Below are 18470 nucleotides of genomic sequence, written 5' to 3'. Positions count from 1 at the left end.
AAATGACACAACCATTTAAAAGACATAGAAGATTACGTTCAAGCGCCGGAGTAAGAAGGTTAGTGAGAGAAGCAACGCTTCAACCATCTGATTTTATCTATCCACTGTTTGCGGTGGAAGGTGAGGGAAGAAAAGAAGAGGTTTCCTCTATGCCCGGTGTTTTTCACTTTTCTTTGGATCGAATTAAGGCTGAAATGGACGAGGTTGTCGAAGCAGGTATACGTTCAGTTATCGTTTTCGGCGTTCCCGATTATAAGGATCATGTAGGCAGTGAAGCCTATAACGAAGAGGGGATTACCCAGCAGGCGATATCTTTAATCAAGGAAGCTTATCCGGAAGTCTCTATCGTCGCAGACACGTGTCTTTGCCAATATACGGATCATGGACATTGCGGAATTATCGAAAACGGGCAGATATTAAACGATGAATCGCTTGCTCTTCTAGGAAAAACGGCGGTAAGCCAAGCACGTGCTGGAGCAGATATTATCGCACCTTCCAATATGATGGACGGCTTTGTAGCTGTGATTCGGGAGGCATTGGATGAAGCGGGCTTTGTACATGTACCGATCATGTCTTATGCGGTCAAGTATGCGAGTTCATTCTACGGTCCATTCCGTGATGCGGCACACAGTACACCTCAATTTGGCGACAGGAAGACGTATCAAATGGATCCTGCCAATCGACTAGAAGCATTGCGGGAAGCCGAATCAGATGTGGAAGAGGGAGCAGATTTCCTCATCGTTAAACCTGCAATGGCATATTCGGATATTATCCGTGATGTAAAAAATCATTTTTCATTGCCTGTCGTTGCCTACAATGTGAGCGGAGAATACAGCATGATTAAAGCGGCGGCTGCGAACGGCTGGATTGATGAAAAGTCGCTTGTGCTTGAGATGCTGACAGGGATGAAGCGTGCCGGAGCGGATATTATCATTACTTATCACTCAAAAGATGCTGCCAAATGGCTGTCAAATTAACGATCAGAAAGGAGCAGATACTTACATGAGAAGCTACGAACGCTCAAGACAAGCATTTAAAGAAGCGTTGGAATACATGCCGGGAGGCGTAAACAGCCCTGTACGCGCCTTTAAATCCGTCAATATGGATCCGATTTTTATGGAGCGGGGCGAGGGCTCCAGAATCTATGATATTGACGGAAATGAATACATTGACTATGTCTTGTCCTGGGGACCGTTAATTCTTGGTCACAGCAACAAACAAGTCGTGGAAAGCCTCAAGAAGGCAGCTGAAAAAGGAACGAGTTTCGGTTCGCCGACAGAATTAGAAAATGAATTAGCAAAGCTGGTAATTGAAAGAGTCCCTTCGATCGATATTGTCCGTATGGTTAATTCAGGAACAGAAGCAACACTAAGCGCCTTAAGGCTGGCCAGAGGGTATACGGGCCGAAATAAGATCATCAAATTTGAAGGCTGCTATCACGGCCACGGAGATTCACTGCTCATTAAAGCAGGATCCGGCGTGGCAACTCTCGGATTGCCGGACAGCCCGGGGGTTCCCGAAGGTATCGCTAAAAATACAATTACGGTGCCGTACAATGATCTGGAATCGACTAAGCTTGCTTTTAATGAGTATGGTGAAGATATTGCCGCAGTCATCGTTGAGCCGGTTGCCGGCAATATGGGAGTCGTACCGCCGCAGGAAGGATTTTTAGAAGGCTTGCGAAAGATCACGGAAGAATACGGATCTCTGCTCATTTTTGACGAGGTCATGACAGGCTTTCGTGTTGACTACAATTGTGCCCAAGGCTATTTCGGCGTTACGCCTGATTTAACATGTCTCGGGAAAGTAATTGGCGGAGGTCTTCCGGTCGGTGCATACGGCGGAAAGGCTGAAATCATGGAGCAGATCGCGCCAAGCGGTCCAATCTATCAGGCTGGAACCTTATCCGGGAACCCTCTTGCCATGACGGCAGGGCTGGAAACATTAAAGCAGCTGACACCCGAATCGTACAATGGCTTTGCCAGAAAAGCCGACCAATTGGAAGAAGGGATCTCACGAGCGGCAAAAGAAAACGATATTCCTTACACATTCAATCGAGCAGGAAGCATGATCGGCTTCTTCTTCACGAATGAACCTGTGGTGAATTACGAAACCGCAAAATCGTCTGATCTCAAGCTGTTTGCTGAATATTATCGCGGCATGGCAGACGAAGGCATCTTTCTGCCCCCTTCCCAATTTGAAGGATTGTTTCTGTCTACTGCCCATACAGAAGAACACATTGAACTGACGATTCGTGCAGTTGAACGTGTATTTAGAAAAATCAAGAGCTAAGGAAAGCCTCCAAAGCAGTTTGTGCTTTGGAGGTTTTTTTGCGGAAAGAGAAGCCTAGATATTTCTGTGTGCAAAAAAATTGAAATAATAACTGAAACTTAAGAGTGATAGAATCGTAAATAAACTATCACAAAAAGAGGAGGAGTTACTTTCATGATTATATCGACTACATCCCAATTACAAGGAAAAGAAATTGAACGTTATGTGGGTATCGTAAGCGGCGAAGCGATTATGGGTGCAAACGTGGTAAGAGATTTCTTAGCTGGAATCACCGATATTATTGGCGGACGCAGCGGTACATATGAAAGTAAGCTGGCAGAAGGACGTGAAATTGCACTTCGCGAAATGGAAGACAAGGCAAGCAAACTCGGCGCTAATGCTGTCATTGGTGTCGATCTTGATTTTGAAACTGTTCAAAACGGTATGATGATGTGTATTGCTTCTGGAACAGCTGTCGTTTATAAGGATATTTAACCAACATATTTTTAAAAGAGTTTGGTGTAACCCGCCAAACTCTATTTATGTGCGACGATCAAAGACATGAAAGAAAAATTCTTGAATAGCAAAGAAACGCTATGATGAACTGTAAAAAGTTATTCATTGTCTTCTCTCACACTTGCATTACTTTTAACATAAATTCACAATTTCTTTTTGGAATTTTTTTATTGAATGAATTATTATAAATCTAAGAGTAATTTTCACCGCTGTTTCTCATGTTCCTTTTATCCATTCACAACTTTTAAGTGTTATCCTGCAGTTCTTCAGTTACTTTACGGGAAATGACAAAAAACATAGAAAAATACAATTCGTTTTTTCAAGAATTCATGAAAAAATACTTCATAAAAATCTTTCATGCTGAATTGCACAATTCAATAGGTTAATTGAACAGTAACTCAAATAATTGAACAGAACGTCGGAATAATTAAACAGATTGAATCAATAATTGCACAGAATACAGGAATAATTAAACAGATAACATGAATAATTGCACAAAACCCTAAGGCACAGCTAAGATGAAGGCAAGCTGTTAGAAATGACGGGGTTTAATCTTAATAGTTTTCAGAATTATAAGATTTTTGTCTATGCTAGTCTCTAATATTCTAATAATATGATCAAAGGGGAGAGGATTTTGAAAAGGATTGAGGGAGATCAATTGATGTCCAGGAATAGGTTTGAGAGTAGCCATACGACAATTTTGAAAATTATAGGATTTTTGAAAAACAAACAGAATACGGGGTTAGCGGCATGAGGTGGTTACCAATATCGATTCTGGTGCTGCCAATTGTCGTCCTTGCAGCAGGAAATGCGGTCGCTCATCTTCTTTCAGACCATTTTTCGCCTCAAGTTTCTTTCAGTAATTTCATAGGAATACATAAATACAAGTCCGGGCGAATTTTTCTCACCTGTTCCTCATATTCTCATTAGTCCATTCATAAATTTGAAGTGACATCCTAAATTTCGAGTTGGATGAGAGGAGGATATGGTCTTGCCGCAAAATAATCGTTTGCAATTTTCAGTAGAAGAAACCGTGAGCTTTGAAAAAGGACATGAAGTCGGTGAATTGATATCGATTTCTATAGAACCTGACATTCTGGTGCAGGAAGTGAATGATTATGTGTCGTTAAGGGGATATCTTGAGTTAACAGGTGAATATCATCTTAATGAGGAAAAGGAAGAGCATGTGCCGGAAGCAACAGATCGGATGATCCAATCCATAGAAATCCGTGAAGATGGCATTGCTGATCTGGAGCACAAATTTCCTGTTGATATTACGATTCCTGCTTATAGGGTTGGTCATTTAAATGACATTTTTGTCTTTATCGATGCGTTTGATTATCGGTTGGATCATTCAAATGTGCTGACCATTCAAGCAGATTTGGCAATCGAAGGCCTGCTTGATGAGGGAAGCGAAGCTGTTCATGAAGAAATAGAAAGTGAAGAATTTGAAGCTTCAGCCAGGAACGAATTTCATACTCTTGAAGAAACAGCTGAGGAAGAATCTAATGAAACAGAAGCAATCACCAGCGACATTCAGGAAACAAGCGCAGCTGCACCTAATGAATTAGAAAAGGAACAGTCAGATGAAACAGAAGAAGCGGAGGAATTAACATTATCTTACCGTGCTTTCCCGTCTGAATTAGAATCCGGTGAAAAGCCTTATTTTTCCGAGCCGAACCTGCTAAAGGAAGAGGATGAGGAAGAAGATGAAAGCACTTTTGAAATCGAAGTGAAACAGGAGAATGCTGCTCTTGAGGAAGAACGGGAAGAAATAGTAGAACAGACCTATCCTGAATTTACGTTTCAATCGCCGGAATTTGAGAAAGAGAAGCAGCAGCCTGAGCTTGTTCGCGAATATGAACATGAGGATTCTGAACAAGTTCGCGAAAATGACAATTCCTTGTATTTAACAAAGCTTTTCACAAGGCAGGAGGAAGAGGAATTTTCCAAATTGAAAATGTATATTGTCCAACAGGAAGATACCATTGATTTAATTTGCGAAAGATATGAATTGAACGTTCAAAATTTAATAAGGGTAAATTCGTTGTCACCGGAAGATGAAGTAACAGAAGGGCAGATTTTATTCATACCCGATTATAAATCTTCCTTGTCCCATTAATGACAACTAAAACGGTGATGGCATGGATGAAATACGGTCGATATTAAATGAGTACGGACTCCAATTAGAATATGCAGAATCTGTCAGCGATAAAGTGTATAAGGTTTACACCAACCACGGGGCATTCGCGTTAAAACAGCTATCGGCAAACCGAAACAGCAGGTTTACTGACCAAATGATCCAGCTTGAAAAACTCGGCTACCGATCCTTTGTGCCTGTGTACAGAACCCATTCAGGCCAATTTTTAGCAGGGCAGGACAGCTTTTACTACCTGATGCCCTGGCTTCACAATGATAAAAAAGAAGAGCGGGACCAAAAGCACGTGCATTTGTTTAAAGAGACTGCGCTTATGCATAAGCGGACTATGAAAGAAATAAAAATCAACCGCACTGATGTTGAAAAGCATTATGAGGATACGAAAAAAAAGTGGGAAGAACAGAAGCTTGTCTATGAAAAATTTGTTGATCGTGCTGAACGGGAATGGTATTTATCTCCCTTCGAGCTTCAAGCAGTCACTTATTTTTCGGAAACGATTCAGGCTACTGATTTTGCCAGCGAAAGACTGGAACAATGGTATGAGGCGATAAAAGAAAAAGAAACGACAAGGCTTGCTCTTACACACGGACAAATTTCGGTGCATCATTTTTTATATAATGATGTCGGCAACGGCTATTTCACAAATTTTGAGAAGGCGGAATTCGCTCCGCCAATTAATGATCTCCTGCTTTTTTATACGAGAACGTTTAAGACATACCCGAAAACGTGCTCGGAATGTGCAGATTGGTATTATACCTACCATCGAAACAGTCCGCTCTTGGATGAAGAAGTCAATTTGCTTTTAAGCTATATGGCTTATCCGCATTATCTTTTTAAAGTGATTAATCGTTATCAGTCGGAGCAAAATCAAAACGAAAAAATGGAATGCACAGAGCTGATAAAGTCGTATTGGCAGATGAAAAATACAGAACCGTTTGTTACACAAATTCATGAAAATGAAGAAAACAGAAAAAGGCAAGAAGAATCCTCATCCTCGTGATGAGGATTTATTTTTAGGCTTATATCAAATCATACTTAATAGCGCAGACCAAAAGGATCAAAAGCCCTAACAGAAGGACATCGAATATGGTTGGGAAAAGTATGGTGCGTATCCCTTGAAAAATCGTAATTGGCAAAATGAACGGTCCGCATATTGCTCGAAATTGCTTCATCCAGGGAGAAAAAGAATTCTTATAATATTTTTTTCTCATCAGCATGCCCTCCTTTTTCCGTTGGCCTGCCCTATCATATGCAAGACTTAGGAATAGGTGCATGCCCGCTTAGAGAGTATAGTTTTTGCCGAAAAAGGAAAAGATGATTGACGAATTGAAAAAATATTTATAAGATATAAAGAAAGTGTGAGAACGTAGAAACCTATATACATGAGCAACGAACGGGAAGAGTACAAAACAAACGCTAACAGAGAGAGGATCCAGCTGCTGAAAGGATTCTTTAGACCGTTTTTTTGGAAGGTCGCCCGGGAGCAAATTTCTTGAAAACAAGTAGAGAAATTCGGGAAATCCCCGTTATTGGAATAAAGAGCATGAAAGCAAGTTAGCAAGCTTTCATGAATAAAGGTGGTACCGCGGGAGAACTCTCTTCGTCCTTTTAACAAGGATGGAGAGAGTTTTTTCTTTTGTCTCACAAATTTACATGGAGGTCGACAAAGGCAATGGAAAAATTAGAACAATCGTTACCTACGAAATATGATCCTGCATCGGTAGAGAAAGACAGATATGATTACTGGATAAAGGGCAAATTTTTTGAAGCGGAAAATGATAAAAGCAAAGAGCCTTACAGCGTTGTGATCCCGCCGCCAAACGTAACTGGAAAGCTTCATCTCGGACATGCGTGGGATGTAACCTTGCAAGACATTATTACTCGAATTAAACGAATGCAGGGATATGATGTGCTTTGGCTTCCAGGTATGGACCATGCCGGAATTGCAACCCAGGCCAAGGTCGAAGGGAAGCTAAGAGAAGAAGGAAAGAGCCGCTATGATTTAGGACGCGAGAAATTTCTCGAAGTATCATGGGATTGGAAAGAGGAATATGCCGGCTTTATTCGTGAACAATGGGCGAAGATTGGACTAGGGCTTGATTATTCAAGAGAACGTTTTACCTTGGATGATGGCTTAAGCAAGGCTGTTCGTGAAGTGTTTGTCCGCCTTTACAATAAGGGATTAATTTACCGCGGAGAATATATTATTAACTGGGATCCAGCGACGAAAACCGCATTATCAGATATCGAAGTTATTTATAAAGACGTCCAGGGTGCCTTTTATCATATGCGCTATCCTTTGAAGGATGGAGAAGGTGCAATTGAAATTGCGACTACACGTCCGGAAACGATGCTTGGAGATACAGCGGTGGCTGTCCATCCTGAAGACGAGCGCTATAAGCACTTGATCGGCAAAACGGTTGTTCTTCCGGTCACTGGCAGAGAAATACCGATTGTAGCAGACGATTACGTAGACATGGAATTTGGTTCAGGAGCTGTGAAAATCACTCCTGCTCATGATCCGAACGATTTTGAGATCGGAAACCGCCATAACCTGGAGCGGATTCTGGTGATGAATGAAGATGGAACGATGAATGACAATGCATTACAATACAGCGGAATGGACCGTTTTGCTTGCAGAAAAGCGTTGGTAAAGGATCTGCAGGAGGAAGGCATCCTCTTTAAAATCGAAGATCACATCCATTCCGTCGGCCACAGCGAGCGCAGCGGAGCCGTTGTTGAACCATATTTGTCAACTCAATGGTTTGTCAGCATGAAGCCGCTTTCTGATGCATCGGTTGCTTGGCAGAAAAAAAGCGACAAGGTTCAATTTGTTCCTGACCGTTTTGAAAAAACGTACCTTCACTGGATGGAAAATATCCGCGATTGGTGTATTTCTCGCCAGCTTTGGTGGGGACATCGGATTCCGGCTTGGTATCACAAGGAAACGGGCGAAATTTACGTGGATCATGAGGCTCCAAAAGACATTGAAAACTGGACGCAGGATGAGGATGTACTGGATACGTGGTTCAGCTCCGCTCTTTGGCCGTTTTCAACGATGGGATGGCCGGATGAAGATGCTGAAGATTTCAAACGGTTCTATCCGACGAATGTGCTTGTGACAGGCTATGACATTATTTTCTTCTGGGTTTCGCGAATGATTTTCCAAGGGCTTGAATTTACAGGTGAGCGTCCATTTAAAGACGTGTTGATTCACGGGTTAATCCGTGATGAACAAGGCCGTAAAATGAGCAAGTCACTCGGAAATGGCGTAGATCCTATGGAGGTTATTGATAAATACGGAGCGGATTCGCTCAGGTATATGCTTGCTACAGGGGTATCTCCTGGACAGGATCTTCGGTTTAGTTTTGAAAAGGTTGAATCGACATGGAACTTTGCCAATAAAATTTGGAACGCTTCACGATTTGCCTTAATGAATATGGATGGACTTACGTATGAGGATATTGATTTTTCAGGAGAAAAATCTGTCGCCGATCAATGGATTTTAACTAGGTTGAATGAAACGATCGAAAGTGTTACTGAGCTCGTCGAAAAATACGAGTTTGGAGAAGTGGGAAGATACCTTTATAATTTTATTTGGGATGATTTCTGTGATTGGTATATTGAAATGGCGAAAATCCCGCTTTACGGCGATGATGAGCAAGCGAAAAAGACGACAAGATCAATCCTCGCCTATGTTCTCGATCAAACGATGCGTCTCTTGCATCCGTTTATGCCGTTTCTCACCGAAGAAATTTGGCAGCACCTGCCTCACAGCGGTGAGTCAATTACTGTAGCAGCGTGGCCAAAAGCAAAGGCAGATCATCAATTTGACGATGCGGCAGCTGATATGAAGCTTCTCGTGGAATTAATCCGCTCTGTTCGAAACATTCGCAGTGAGGTTAATACACCAATGAGCAAACAGGTTGAATTGTATATTAAGACTGGATCAAATGAGATTGCCGGGCGCCTGGATAAAAATCGCCACTATATCGAACGCTTCACCAACCCTAATGTTCTTGAGATCGGTACTGAGGTGAAATCAATAAATAAAGCATTGACCGCTGTAATCAGTGGAGCTGAGCTGATTCTCCCGCTTGAAGGGCTGATTAATATTGATGAAGAAATCGCCCGACTGGAGAAAGAGCTTGCCAAGCTTGATAAAGAAGTAGAACGTGTGCAGAAAAAGCTCTCGAACGAAGGATTTATAAAAAAAGCACCTGAGCAAGTCATAAATGAAGAACGGGCAAAGGAACAGGATTACGTGTCCAAACGTGAGGCTGTCCAAAACCGGATTGAAGAATTAAGAGGATAATATGAAGGAGGTGAAAGCTTTCACCTCCGTTTTGTAAAGAGGGGAACACAATTGTTTACTGGATTTGAAGAAGCACTCGGCTGGATACATGGCCGCTTGAAGTTTGGCGTCAAGCCGGGAATAGAACGTATGAAATGGTTTATGGAAAAATTGGACCATCCGGAAAAGAAAATAAAAGCGATTCATATCGCCGGAACTAATGGTAAAGGATCAACCGTCGCTTTTATCCGGTCGATCTTAAATGAATCGGGATATCGCGTTGGGACGTTCACCTCTCCTTATATCGTTACTTTTAATGAACGGATCAGCATTAACGGGCAGCCGATATCAGACGACGAGTGGCTTTTCCTTGTGAATCAAATTAAGCCGCTGACGGAAGAGCTGGAAAAAACGGAACTTGGCGCGCCAACAGAGTTTGAAATCATTACTGCTTGCGCTTTCCTCTATTTCAGCACTTGTAAAAACCTTGATTTTGTCATTTTTGAAACAGGTCTTGGCGGCAGGCTTGACAGCACAAATGTTGTCGAGCCTGTACTAACTCTGATAACGACGATCGGACATGATCACATGGCGGTTTTAGGCAGCACGCTGGAAGAAATTGCAGCTGAAAAGGCAGGAATTATTAAGAAAAATGTTCCCGTCATTACAGCAGTCCACCAAAAAAACGCCAATGAAGTCATTCGAATAAAGGCAGGGGAAATGAACGCTGAAAACATCTCCTTGCATGATGCGTGTGCGATTTTTAATGAAAAGGCACTGTCGGCGGGAGAAGAGTTTTCACTGGAAACGCAAGCTAAGCTTTATGAAAATCTTCAAACCTCGCTGATCGGCTCTCACCAACGACAAAATGCCTCACTTGCAGTGCTTGCAGCGGAAAAATTAAATCAGAGTGGACTAGCCGTTATTAATGAGTGCCAAATACGAGACGGCTTGAGAAAGGCAGTTTGGCCGGGAAGGTTTGAGAAAATATCTGATGATCCACCTGTCTATATTGATGGAGCACATAATATGGAAGGTGTCGAACGTCTTGTTGACACGGTAATGGATCATTTCTCAGGCAAACACTTGTACATTTGTTTTAGTGCGTTAAAAGATAAACCTTATGAAAAAATGATTGATAAATTGGACAAAATGGCATATGGCATCCATTTTACGAGCTTTGAATTTCCTCGTGCTGAACACGCAAAAGAACTTTACCAAACCAGCTCGAGTACAAATAAGTCTTGGGGGTCACAATTAAGCTCCATTAATGAGTTTATTGAAACGTGCAAAAAGGATAAAGACAGCGTGGTGATTTTAACAGGATCTCTTTATTTTATTTCACAAGCACGTACCATGCTGAATAAATAATGATCGGAAAAAGGGTGCGCATTTTCATGCGTACTCTTTTTTTAAAATCTAACAGCATTGTCAAAATGCTAATTTTGCAAATCAAATTCAATAATTTGACAAATTAGTAAATTGGACCTGGTTACATGGTATTATTGAACCGCAAAACTAATTAATAGAAAAGGTAGGGAGTTATAGTATGCTAGCAATGCTTCTCTTTTTTTACGGCCTTTTGTTTGGTTCTTTTTTTAATGTGGCAGGTTACCGCATCCCGAAGCAAATCTCCATCATAAAGCCTAGATCCTCTTGTTCAAACTGCAAACAGACGTTATCCGCAAGCGAATTAATCCCTATATTCTCTTACTTGATTCAAGGCCGAAAATGTAAAAGGTGCGGAAGTGCCATTCCAGCTTTTTATACATGGATCGAGCTTTTAACTGCTTGTCTATTTGCATTAGCTGGTTTATTGATGGGATGGTCCTTTGAGCTTTTAGTAGCACTTCTGCTTATATCACTATTGATGATCATTATTGTGTCTGATGGTTTGCATATGATAATCCCGAATCGGGTTCTGCTTTTTTTCCTTCCTCTTCTAATTGTTGTAAGAATCCTATCTCCGCTTGAGCCGTGGTATGGGAGTATAACAGGAGGATTTATTGGCTTTTTTCTTCTTCTTTTTATTTCTGTGATAAGCCGTGGCGGAATGGGGGGAGGGGATGTGAAGCTTTTTGGACTGCTAGGTGTAGTCTTAGGTTTGAAGTTAGTTTTACTTGCGTTTTTTCTTTCCTGCCTATTTGGGGTGATCGCCGGATATGTTGGTATGGCCAAAGGAAAAATAAAAAAGAATCAACCCATTCCGTTTGGACCGTCGATTGTTGCAGGCTCGCTAACAAGTTATTTTTTGGGGGAATCAATCATTGAATGGTATTTTCAATCAATTGGGATGGGGTAAAGAAAGAGTGTTCATTTTTTGTTAATTAGTAAGTCTTGCTTTTGCTTAGGTCTAGTTTTTTATCTAGGAAATATATAAGAATTCGACTTTGCCAGCAAAAAAAGACAACCCTTTTGAACCTTAAAATAATTTGACGAAACCTTTTTGAACGAGGCGACAAAAGTCTTGTTCTTTTTTTTTTTCGTTGTGATAAAGTGTGGACAACTAGCTGGACAGGCATGGAACTGTTGTTGTACATAGGGGAGCAGCATCGGGATACGAAATTATTTTTCGAAAAAAAGCGAGGGGAACGACAAATGAGGAAAAGAAATAAGAAAAAAGGGCTGAAGGTGACAATTAACGGGCAAGAGGAAACGGTTTATGGCGAAGAAAGCAAAGAAAAAGCAGAAGCAGAAGCAAACGATCAAGTAACGTTTTCGAATTGGGAAGAGAAAAGGAAAGCAGAGATGGAAACTTCCGCTGCGAAGGATGAAAAAAAAGAAGACGAATTTGAATGGGTTTTGCCTGAAGAAGAAGAGGCAAATGATGATCCGAAGGTCGTATCTCCTTATCAAAAGAAGAAAGCATCCGGGAAAAGTCCTCATAATAAGAAGAACAAGCTATTTAACTCTTCAATCAAAAGAGTGACAACAACGGTTATTTTTGCTGTTTTAATCGGAAGCGGACTGGGGATATTTGCTTTAAGCCTCTCTACAGACGGTGGATCTCCATCAACATCTGCATCTACAGAACCTTCTAACAATGATTCGAAAGGCGATGAAACGACAGAAACGGATAAAGCCGGAAGCGCTGCTGAAAGTTCAGGAGACGGAAATCTGTCCACATTTGCCGTCCAAGCAGGTCTCTATTCTTCGGAAGAAGGCGCGAATTCGGTTGTTGACAAGTTAATTTCGGAAGGCTATGCAGCAGCTACTCTTGCCAAGGATGAAGGGTATTTTGTGATTGCCGGAATCGCTGAGGACAAAGAATTAACAGCTGCTCTCAGCCAAACGTTAGTTGACAACGGAACGGAAGCTTGGGGAGGAAAAGAGCTGTCGTTTTCGATAGATGCTGCGATTAGTGATTCCTTTAAGAAAGCTTGCGAGCTATCAGCGACAGCAATTACGGGAGCGCAGGTACCTGAAAATGAAATAAGTGCTCTGGAGGAAGCAGTTACTAGCATCAGCGGGGAAGAATCGGCTGGCCTTAAAGAGGGAATTCTCAAATCGCTGGAATATTTAAAACAACCCTCAGCGGAGTCTGGATGGAAAAGCCAGCAGGCATTGCTTGACCAATTGAAGAATCTATCCTCTTAAGCTCCCTTCGATAAAAGGGGGCTTTTTTAGTGCGCTTTTCCCGTGATATTCTTTTTTTCTATTAAAATAAGAAAATAACATTTTGATATCTTTTGTCATGAAAAAGATATTTTTCTGCAATTGTACTTGGTGTGCCCAGTTTGGTAGGATAAACAAGTATCTTTTTTTCTGAGCAGAAAGACTTAGGGGAGGAAAATGCAAAATGAAACCGCTAATACTAGCATCTCAATCGCCTCGAAGAAAGGAAATTTTAGATCTTCTTCAGCTTCCTTATTCCATCGTGATAAATGAAGCGGAAGAAAAAATAAACCGAAACCTTTCGCATGCTGAAAACGTCCAATTGTTAGCCGAGCAAAAGGCCGGAGGTATAGCTGAGAAATATCCGCAGGCTGTCGTAATCGGTGCAGACACGATGGTTTGTTTAAAGGATAAGAGCTTCGGCAAGCCAAAAACGGCTGAAGAGGCGGCTCTCATGCTGAGAGAACTGTCAGGAGCGACTCATTCTGTTCTGACCGGGGTAGCCATTAAGTCAGAAGACGCTTCTGTTTCGTTTGTCGAAGAAACAAAGGTGACATTCTGGACACTCGAGGAAGAAGAGATTTGGTCATATATCCACGACAGTCAGCCTTTTGATAAAGCCGGCGCGTATGGCATTCAGGATAGAGGAGCCCTCTTTGTCAAAACGATTATCGGAGATTATTACTCAGTAGTCGGATTACCTATTTCCAAAACGATGAGAGCATTAAAAGAATTTGGTATTCATGCCTTTTGAATCATCCTGGCGAGAAGGGAATTCAAAGGGAGAGTGACATAGACTTGAGTGAAATGCAAATGAAGCTAAGAGACTTTCCGCAAGATGAAAAGCCAAGGGAACGTCTGCTTGCTCTTGGTGCTGAGAGCTTATCCAATCACGAGCTGCTTGCCATCCTACTGCGTACAGGAACGAAAAAAGAATCCGTGTTGCAGCTTTCAAATCGTCTTCTGCAATCCTTTGACGGGCTCAGGCTGTTAAAGGAGGCATCCGTTGAGGAGCTTTCAAGCATTTCCGGGATCGGGCGTGCGAAGGCTGTACACATCATGGCAGCTCTTGAGCTTGGACGGCGTGTTCACAAGCTCGTATACGAAGATCGGTATGTTATTCGTACTCCTGAAGATGGCGCCAAATATTTAATGGAAGATTTGCGATTTTTAAATCAAGAGCACTTCGTGGTTATGTTTCTCAATACGAAAAATCAAATCATCCATAAGCAAACCATTTTTATAGGCAGCTTAAATGCGTCGATCGTGCATCCGCGGGAGGTTTTTAAAGAAGCGGTAAAGCGTTCTGCCGCATCGCTGATTTGCGCCCATAACCACCCTTCAGGCGACCCCAGTCCTAGCAGGGAAGATATAGAAGTCACCAAAAGGCTGTGCGACTGCGGCAAAATGATCGGCATCGAAGTGCTCGATCATTTGATCATTGGTGATCAAAAATATGTGAGTCTTAAAGAAAAAGGATATTTGTGACACTGTTTTTTTCAACAAATTACGATATAATGTAGTTTATGAGTTTTCTTTCCCAAAAGGGAATTTTGCTTCAGAAAGGAAGATACATAAAAATGTTTGGAATTGGTACGAGAGACCTTGGAATAGATCTAGGTACAGCGAATACGCTCGTATTTGTAAAAGGAAGAGGAATTGTGGTGCGCGAGCCATCAGTTGTCGCTTTGCAAACTGATACGAAACAAATTGTAGCAGTGGGAAATGATGCGAAAAATATGATCGGCCGTACGCCTGGTAATGTTGTTGCCCTGCGTCCAATGAAGGATGGGGTCATCGCGGACTATGAGACAACCGCCACGATGATGAAATATTATATTAATCAAGCTGTTAAAAATAAAAGCTTGTTTTCAAGAAAACCGTACGTTATGGTTTGTATTCCATCCGGAATCACGGCTGTTGAAAAACGTGCGGTAATAGATGCAACCCGACAAGCAGGCGCACGAGATGCCTATCCGATTGAAGAGCCGTTTGCCGCTGCGATAGGCGCGAATCTGCCAGTATGGGAGCCGACTGGAAGTATGGTTGTTGATATCGGCGGAGGAACGACAGAAGTAGCAATTATTTCTTTAGGAGGCATTGTTACTTGCCAATCGATCCGGGTGGCCGGTGACGAAATGGACGATGCTATTATTAACTATATCAGAAAGACCTACAATCTGATGATCGGTGACCGCACGGCTGAGGCGATAAAAATTGATATAGGCTCTGCTGATTCCGGCGAGGGTGTAGACAATATGGAAATCAGAGGACGAGACTTATTAACAGGCCTTCCTAAGACGATTGAAATAACAGCAAAAGAAATAGCTGGCGCATTACGCGATACAGTGATGACCATTGTAGACACGGTCAAGAATACATTGGAAAAAACACCGCCTGAGCTTGCTGCGGATATTATGGATCGCGGGATTGTGCTGACTGGCGGCGGAGCTCTGCTTCGCAATCTCGATAAAGTCATTGGAGATGAAACCAATATGCCAGTTCTTATTGCCGAAGACCCGCTTGACTGCGTGGCAATTGGAACAGGAAAAGCCTTGGAGCACATTCATTTATTTAAAGGGAAATCAAACGATAACCGGTAACAAATAGAAGAGGTGTAATTCATGCCACAGTTTTTTTCAAATAAACGGTTAATGTTTTTGCTCCTTAGTGTCATCATATTGGTTGCAATGATTGGGTATTCGTTAAGGGATGACCGGACTTCTTCATGGCCAGAAAAATTTATAAGTGATACTACCGGCTTATTTCAAAATATATTCCATACGCCCGCTCAATTTTTTGCGGGTTTCTTTGAGAACATAGATGATCTCAGGAATACGTATAAGGAAAATGAACGATTACGTTCAAAGCTGGATGAGCAGACACAATATGAAACAGAAATTCAACAGCTGAAAATTCAAAATCAAGAATTAAAAGATGAACTTGGACGAAAAGAGACTCTGGCAGATTTCACGACGATTCCAGCCACGCTTATCGCACGAAATCCGGAGATGTGGTACAACCGGATATCCATTAATAAAGGCTCAAACCAGGGTGTCGAAAAAAATATGGCAGTGATTACTTCTAAAGGGTTAATCGGGAGGGTTATCTCGGTTGATAACTTTAAATCTACGGTCCAGCTCTTAAGCGACCCGGACCGCAGAAACCTTGTTGCTGCCCAAGTTGTCGAAAAAGACAGCGCAAAATTAGTCGTTCACGGCTTGATCAGAGGATACGACCGGGAGAAAAAGGCTCTCATGTTTGAAATTGAGCCGGACGAAAAGAGAGAAATTAAGAAAGGTGATATCGTCCAAACCTCCGGGACAGGCGGTGTTATGCCTCCGAATTTGCCGATTGGCGAAGTGATTGATGTCCAGCCGGATTCTTACGGTCTGACGAAGATCGCTTATGTTAAGCCTGCTGCGGATTTTTATGATATAGGCAACGTCACAGTGGTTGACCGGACGGCTGATACAGCGGATCCAAATGATCTATCTTCAGAGGAGGAAGGTTCTTGAGACGGATTTTACTTCCTTTTCTTATGATATTTATGCTGATTTCGGACAGTTTATATGTTGAGTTCGTACGATTACCCTTTGTTTCAGAAGATCAAATGGCTGTGCCGCGGTTTTTGCTGTTGGCTTTAGTATTTATGGCCGCCTATATAAACCAGCGGCATGCCGTTGTATACGGTCTTATTTTCGGGCTTTTGTATGACATCAATTACACTCAGATTCTAGGAGTCTATATGTTCGGCTACGCAGCACTTTGCTATTTGCTGTCAAAGGCGTTTAAGGTTCTTCAAACGAATGCATTCGTCGTGATCGTTCTGTCTGTAATAGCAGTAGCGGTCTTAGAATTTTATGTGTACGGAGTGCAGCTTGTCATTACACCGTCGATTCTGTCGTTCAATGCTTTTGTCATCGAGCGGCTGCTGCCGACACTCGCATTAAATTGCTGTGCTTCTATCCTTACACTCTTTCTTTTCAAACGATATTTTGTTAACTATAAACGAAGATTTTTAGACGAGTAAAAAAAGGATTTTTTCTATCATATGTCGAAAAGAGTATGATGTTGAGGTGAACATCGTGAAGGCTCAGAAACAACAATACGCAACGATAAAAGGCACGAAAAACGGGCTGACTCTGCATTTGAACGATTCCTGCTCATTTCAGGAGCTTCTCCAGAGCCTTCAAGAGATGCTCTCTTCCGAATATTATACGGATAGCAAGGGACAAAAAATAAATGTTCATGTGGAGCTTGGGAACCGTTTTATTAATGAAGATCAAAAAGCACAGATTTGCAAGATCATTGCAGCTAGAGAAGAGCTGTCTGTTTATTCAATCGAAAGCAATGTAATAAGTAAAATAGAAGCAGAACGGATACTGGAAGAATCTGAAGTCATATCAGTGGCAAAAATTGTCCGTTCCGGCCAAATTCTACAGGTGGAAGGTGACTTGCTTCTCATTGGGGATGTCAATCCTGGTGGAACGGTAAGAGCCGGCGGCAATATTTTCGTATTAGGGGCTTTAAAAGGAATTGCCCATGCCGGCTATAATGGCAACAGGCAGGCAGTAATTGCTGCTTCTGTCATGACCCCGACCCAATTAAGAATCGGCAGTATATTAAATCGGTCGCCTGATCATTACCAAGAAGGCGATAAAAATGATATGGAATGCGCTTATTTGGATGAGAATGAAAAGATGGTCATTGAACGCCTTCAACAATTAGCTCATTTAAGACCTAATTTAACGAGGCTTGAAGGAGGAATTAAAATTGGGTGAGGCTATTGTAATCACATCTGGGAAAGGCGGAGTAGGGAAAACCACCACCTCTGCAAACTTGGGTACGTCTTTAGCCATACTGGAAAAAAAAGTGTGCCTTGTCGATACGGATATCGGCCTGCGTAATTTAGATGTCGTTATGGGGCTTGAAAATCGAATCATTTATGATCTTGTCGACGTGACTTCCGGAAGGTGCAAAATCCATCAAGCGCTGGTAAAAGATAAGCGTTTCGACGGTTTGCTGTATCTGCTGCCTGCTGCTCAAACGAGTGATAAATCTGCGGTAACTCCTGAGCAGGTAAAAGAATTGATCCAGCAATTGAAGCAGGATTTTGACTACATAATTATTGACTGTCCAGCAGGAATCGAGCAAGGATACAAAAATGCGATTTCCGGGGCAGATAAAGCAATTGTGGTTACGACTCCGGAAAAATCAGCAGTTCGTGACGCGGACCGGATCATCGGTTTGTTGGAACAGGAGGATATCGAAGCTCCACGCTTGATCGTAAACCGTATTCGCAGCCAGCTGATGAAGAATGGGGATACAATGGATGTTGATGAAGTTGTCCAGCATTTATCGATTGATTTGATCGGAATTGTTGCAGATGACGATGATGTTATTAAGGCATCACATAATGGCGAGCCGATTGCAATGGATCCGAAAAACCGCGCATCTATTGCCTATCGTAATATAGCCCGCCGTGTACTCGGCGAATCGGTTCCCCTTCAGCCATTTGAAGAAGAGAATAAAGGAGTATTCGCAAGACTGAAATCATTTTTTGGTGTCAGAGCTTAATAGATTTATTTAAGTCCTTCTGCTTTATAAAGCAGA

Annotated in this window: 17 protein-coding genes and 1 other annotated feature; of the genes, 16 read left to right on the top strand and 1 reads right to left on the bottom strand. The window is 42.0% G+C overall.

Going from position 1 to position 18470, the window contains the following annotated elements:
* The first annotated feature begins 2 nt into the window (after positions 1-2).
* The 5 genes from hemB (at position 3) to ysxE (ending at position 5945) form a co-directional block, all read left to right on the top strand.
* On the top strand, positions 3-977 hold the full coding sequence (hemB, locus tag JOC74_RS17710; RefSeq protein WP_053603637.1) for a porphobilinogen synthase: 975 nt from the start codon (positions 3-5) through the stop codon (positions 975-977).
* 25 nt (positions 978-1002) lie between these two features.
* Positions 1003-2292 carry a glutamate-1-semialdehyde 2,1-aminomutase gene (gene hemL, locus JOC74_RS17705; protein ID WP_053603636.1) on the top strand — a complete coding sequence of 430 codons (1290 nt, stop codon included), beginning with the start codon at positions 1003-1005 and terminating at the stop codon, positions 2290-2292.
* A gap of 153 nt (positions 2293-2445) precedes the next feature.
* The gene (locus JOC74_RS17700) at positions 2446-2766 is read left to right on the top strand and encodes a YbjQ family protein (protein WP_053603635.1); all 321 of its coding nucleotides are present in this window, start codon (positions 2446-2448) and stop codon (positions 2764-2766) included.
* Between the two features lie 1012 nt (positions 2767-3778).
* Positions 3779-4909, top strand: a complete 1131-nt coding sequence (gene spoVID / locus JOC74_RS17695) for a stage VI sporulation protein D (protein ID WP_053603634.1) — start codon at positions 3779-3781, stop codon at positions 4907-4909.
* Between the two features lie 22 nt (positions 4910-4931).
* Positions 4932-5945, top strand: coding sequence for a spore coat protein YsxE (ysxE, locus tag JOC74_RS17690; RefSeq protein WP_053603633.1), 1014 nt, complete (start codon positions 4932-4934; stop codon positions 5943-5945).
* 19 nt (positions 5946-5964) lie between these two features.
* Here ysxE and JOC74_RS17685 read toward each other — a convergent pair whose 3' ends face one another.
* The gene (locus JOC74_RS17685; protein ID WP_053603632.1) at positions 5965-6156 is read right to left on the bottom strand and encodes a YszA family small membrane protein; all 192 of its coding nucleotides are present in this window, start codon (positions 6154-6156) and stop codon (positions 5965-5967) included.
* A 169-nt stretch (positions 6157-6325) separates the two neighbouring features.
* Positions 6326-6556, top strand: a binding site (T-box leader).
* A gap of 61 nt (positions 6557-6617) precedes the next feature.
* On the opposite strand from JOC74_RS17685, the gene JOC74_RS17680 reads away from it, so the two are divergent.
* The 11 genes from JOC74_RS17680 to minD all read left to right on the top strand — a co-directional run bounded on the left by JOC74_RS17680 (position 6618) and on the right by minD (position 18434).
* Positions 6618-9260 carry a valine--tRNA ligase gene (locus JOC74_RS17680; RefSeq protein WP_053603631.1) on the top strand — a complete coding sequence of 881 codons (2643 nt, stop codon included), beginning with the start codon at positions 6618-6620 and terminating at the stop codon, positions 9258-9260.
* Between the two features lie 51 nt (positions 9261-9311).
* A complete protein-coding gene (locus tag JOC74_RS17675; protein WP_053603630.1) occupies positions 9312-10610 on the top strand; it encodes a bifunctional folylpolyglutamate synthase/dihydrofolate synthase in 1299 nt (432 codons plus the stop codon).
* 178 nt (positions 10611-10788) lie between these two features.
* A complete protein-coding gene (locus JOC74_RS17670; RefSeq protein WP_053603629.1) occupies positions 10789-11541 on the top strand; it encodes a prepilin peptidase in 753 nt (250 codons plus the stop codon).
* Positions 11542-11837: 296 nt separating this feature from the next.
* Complete coding sequence (locus tag JOC74_RS17665) at positions 11838-12836, top strand: SPOR domain-containing protein (RefSeq protein WP_225970351.1); 999 nt, start codon at positions 11838-11840, stop codon at positions 12834-12836.
* A gap of 202 nt (positions 12837-13038) precedes the next feature.
* Positions 13039-13608, top strand: coding sequence for a Maf family protein (locus JOC74_RS17660; RefSeq protein WP_053603626.1), 570 nt, complete (start codon positions 13039-13041; stop codon positions 13606-13608).
* A gap of 59 nt (positions 13609-13667) precedes the next feature.
* Positions 13668-14342: a RadC family protein gene (gene radC, locus JOC74_RS17655; protein WP_245213029.1), complete on the top strand. Its 675-nt coding sequence runs from the start codon at positions 13668-13670 to the stop codon at positions 14340-14342.
* Positions 14343-14434: 92 nt separating this feature from the next.
* On the top strand, positions 14435-15457 hold the full coding sequence (locus JOC74_RS17650) for a rod shape-determining protein (protein ID WP_053603625.1): 1023 nt from the start codon (positions 14435-14437) through the stop codon (positions 15455-15457).
* 21 nt (positions 15458-15478) lie between these two features.
* Entirely contained in the window at positions 15479-16372 is an 894-nt protein-coding gene (mreC, locus tag JOC74_RS17645; protein ID WP_053603624.1) for a rod shape-determining protein MreC, read from the top strand.
* Positions 16369-16887: a rod shape-determining protein MreD gene (mreD, locus tag JOC74_RS17640; RefSeq protein WP_053603623.1), complete on the top strand. Its 519-nt coding sequence runs from the start codon at positions 16369-16371 to the stop codon at positions 16885-16887. Before mreC ends, mreD begins: the two co-directional genes overlap by 4 nt.
* A 55-nt stretch (positions 16888-16942) precedes the next feature.
* The gene (gene minC / locus JOC74_RS17635) at positions 16943-17638 is read left to right on the top strand and encodes a septum site-determining protein MinC (protein ID WP_053603622.1); all 696 of its coding nucleotides are present in this window, start codon (positions 16943-16945) and stop codon (positions 17636-17638) included.
* Entirely contained in the window at positions 17631-18434 is an 804-nt protein-coding gene (gene minD, locus JOC74_RS17630) for a septum site-determining protein MinD (protein WP_053603621.1), read from the top strand. Before minC ends, minD begins: the two co-directional genes overlap by 8 nt.
* Positions 18435-18470: the final 36 nt, after the last annotated feature.

This window comes from Bacillus capparidis (genome assembly GCF_017832095.1).
GTDB lineage: Bacteria > Bacillota > Bacilli > Bacillales > Bacillaceae > Bacillus > Bacillus gobiensis.
This window is presented reverse-complemented; position numbering and strand designations above follow the sequence as displayed.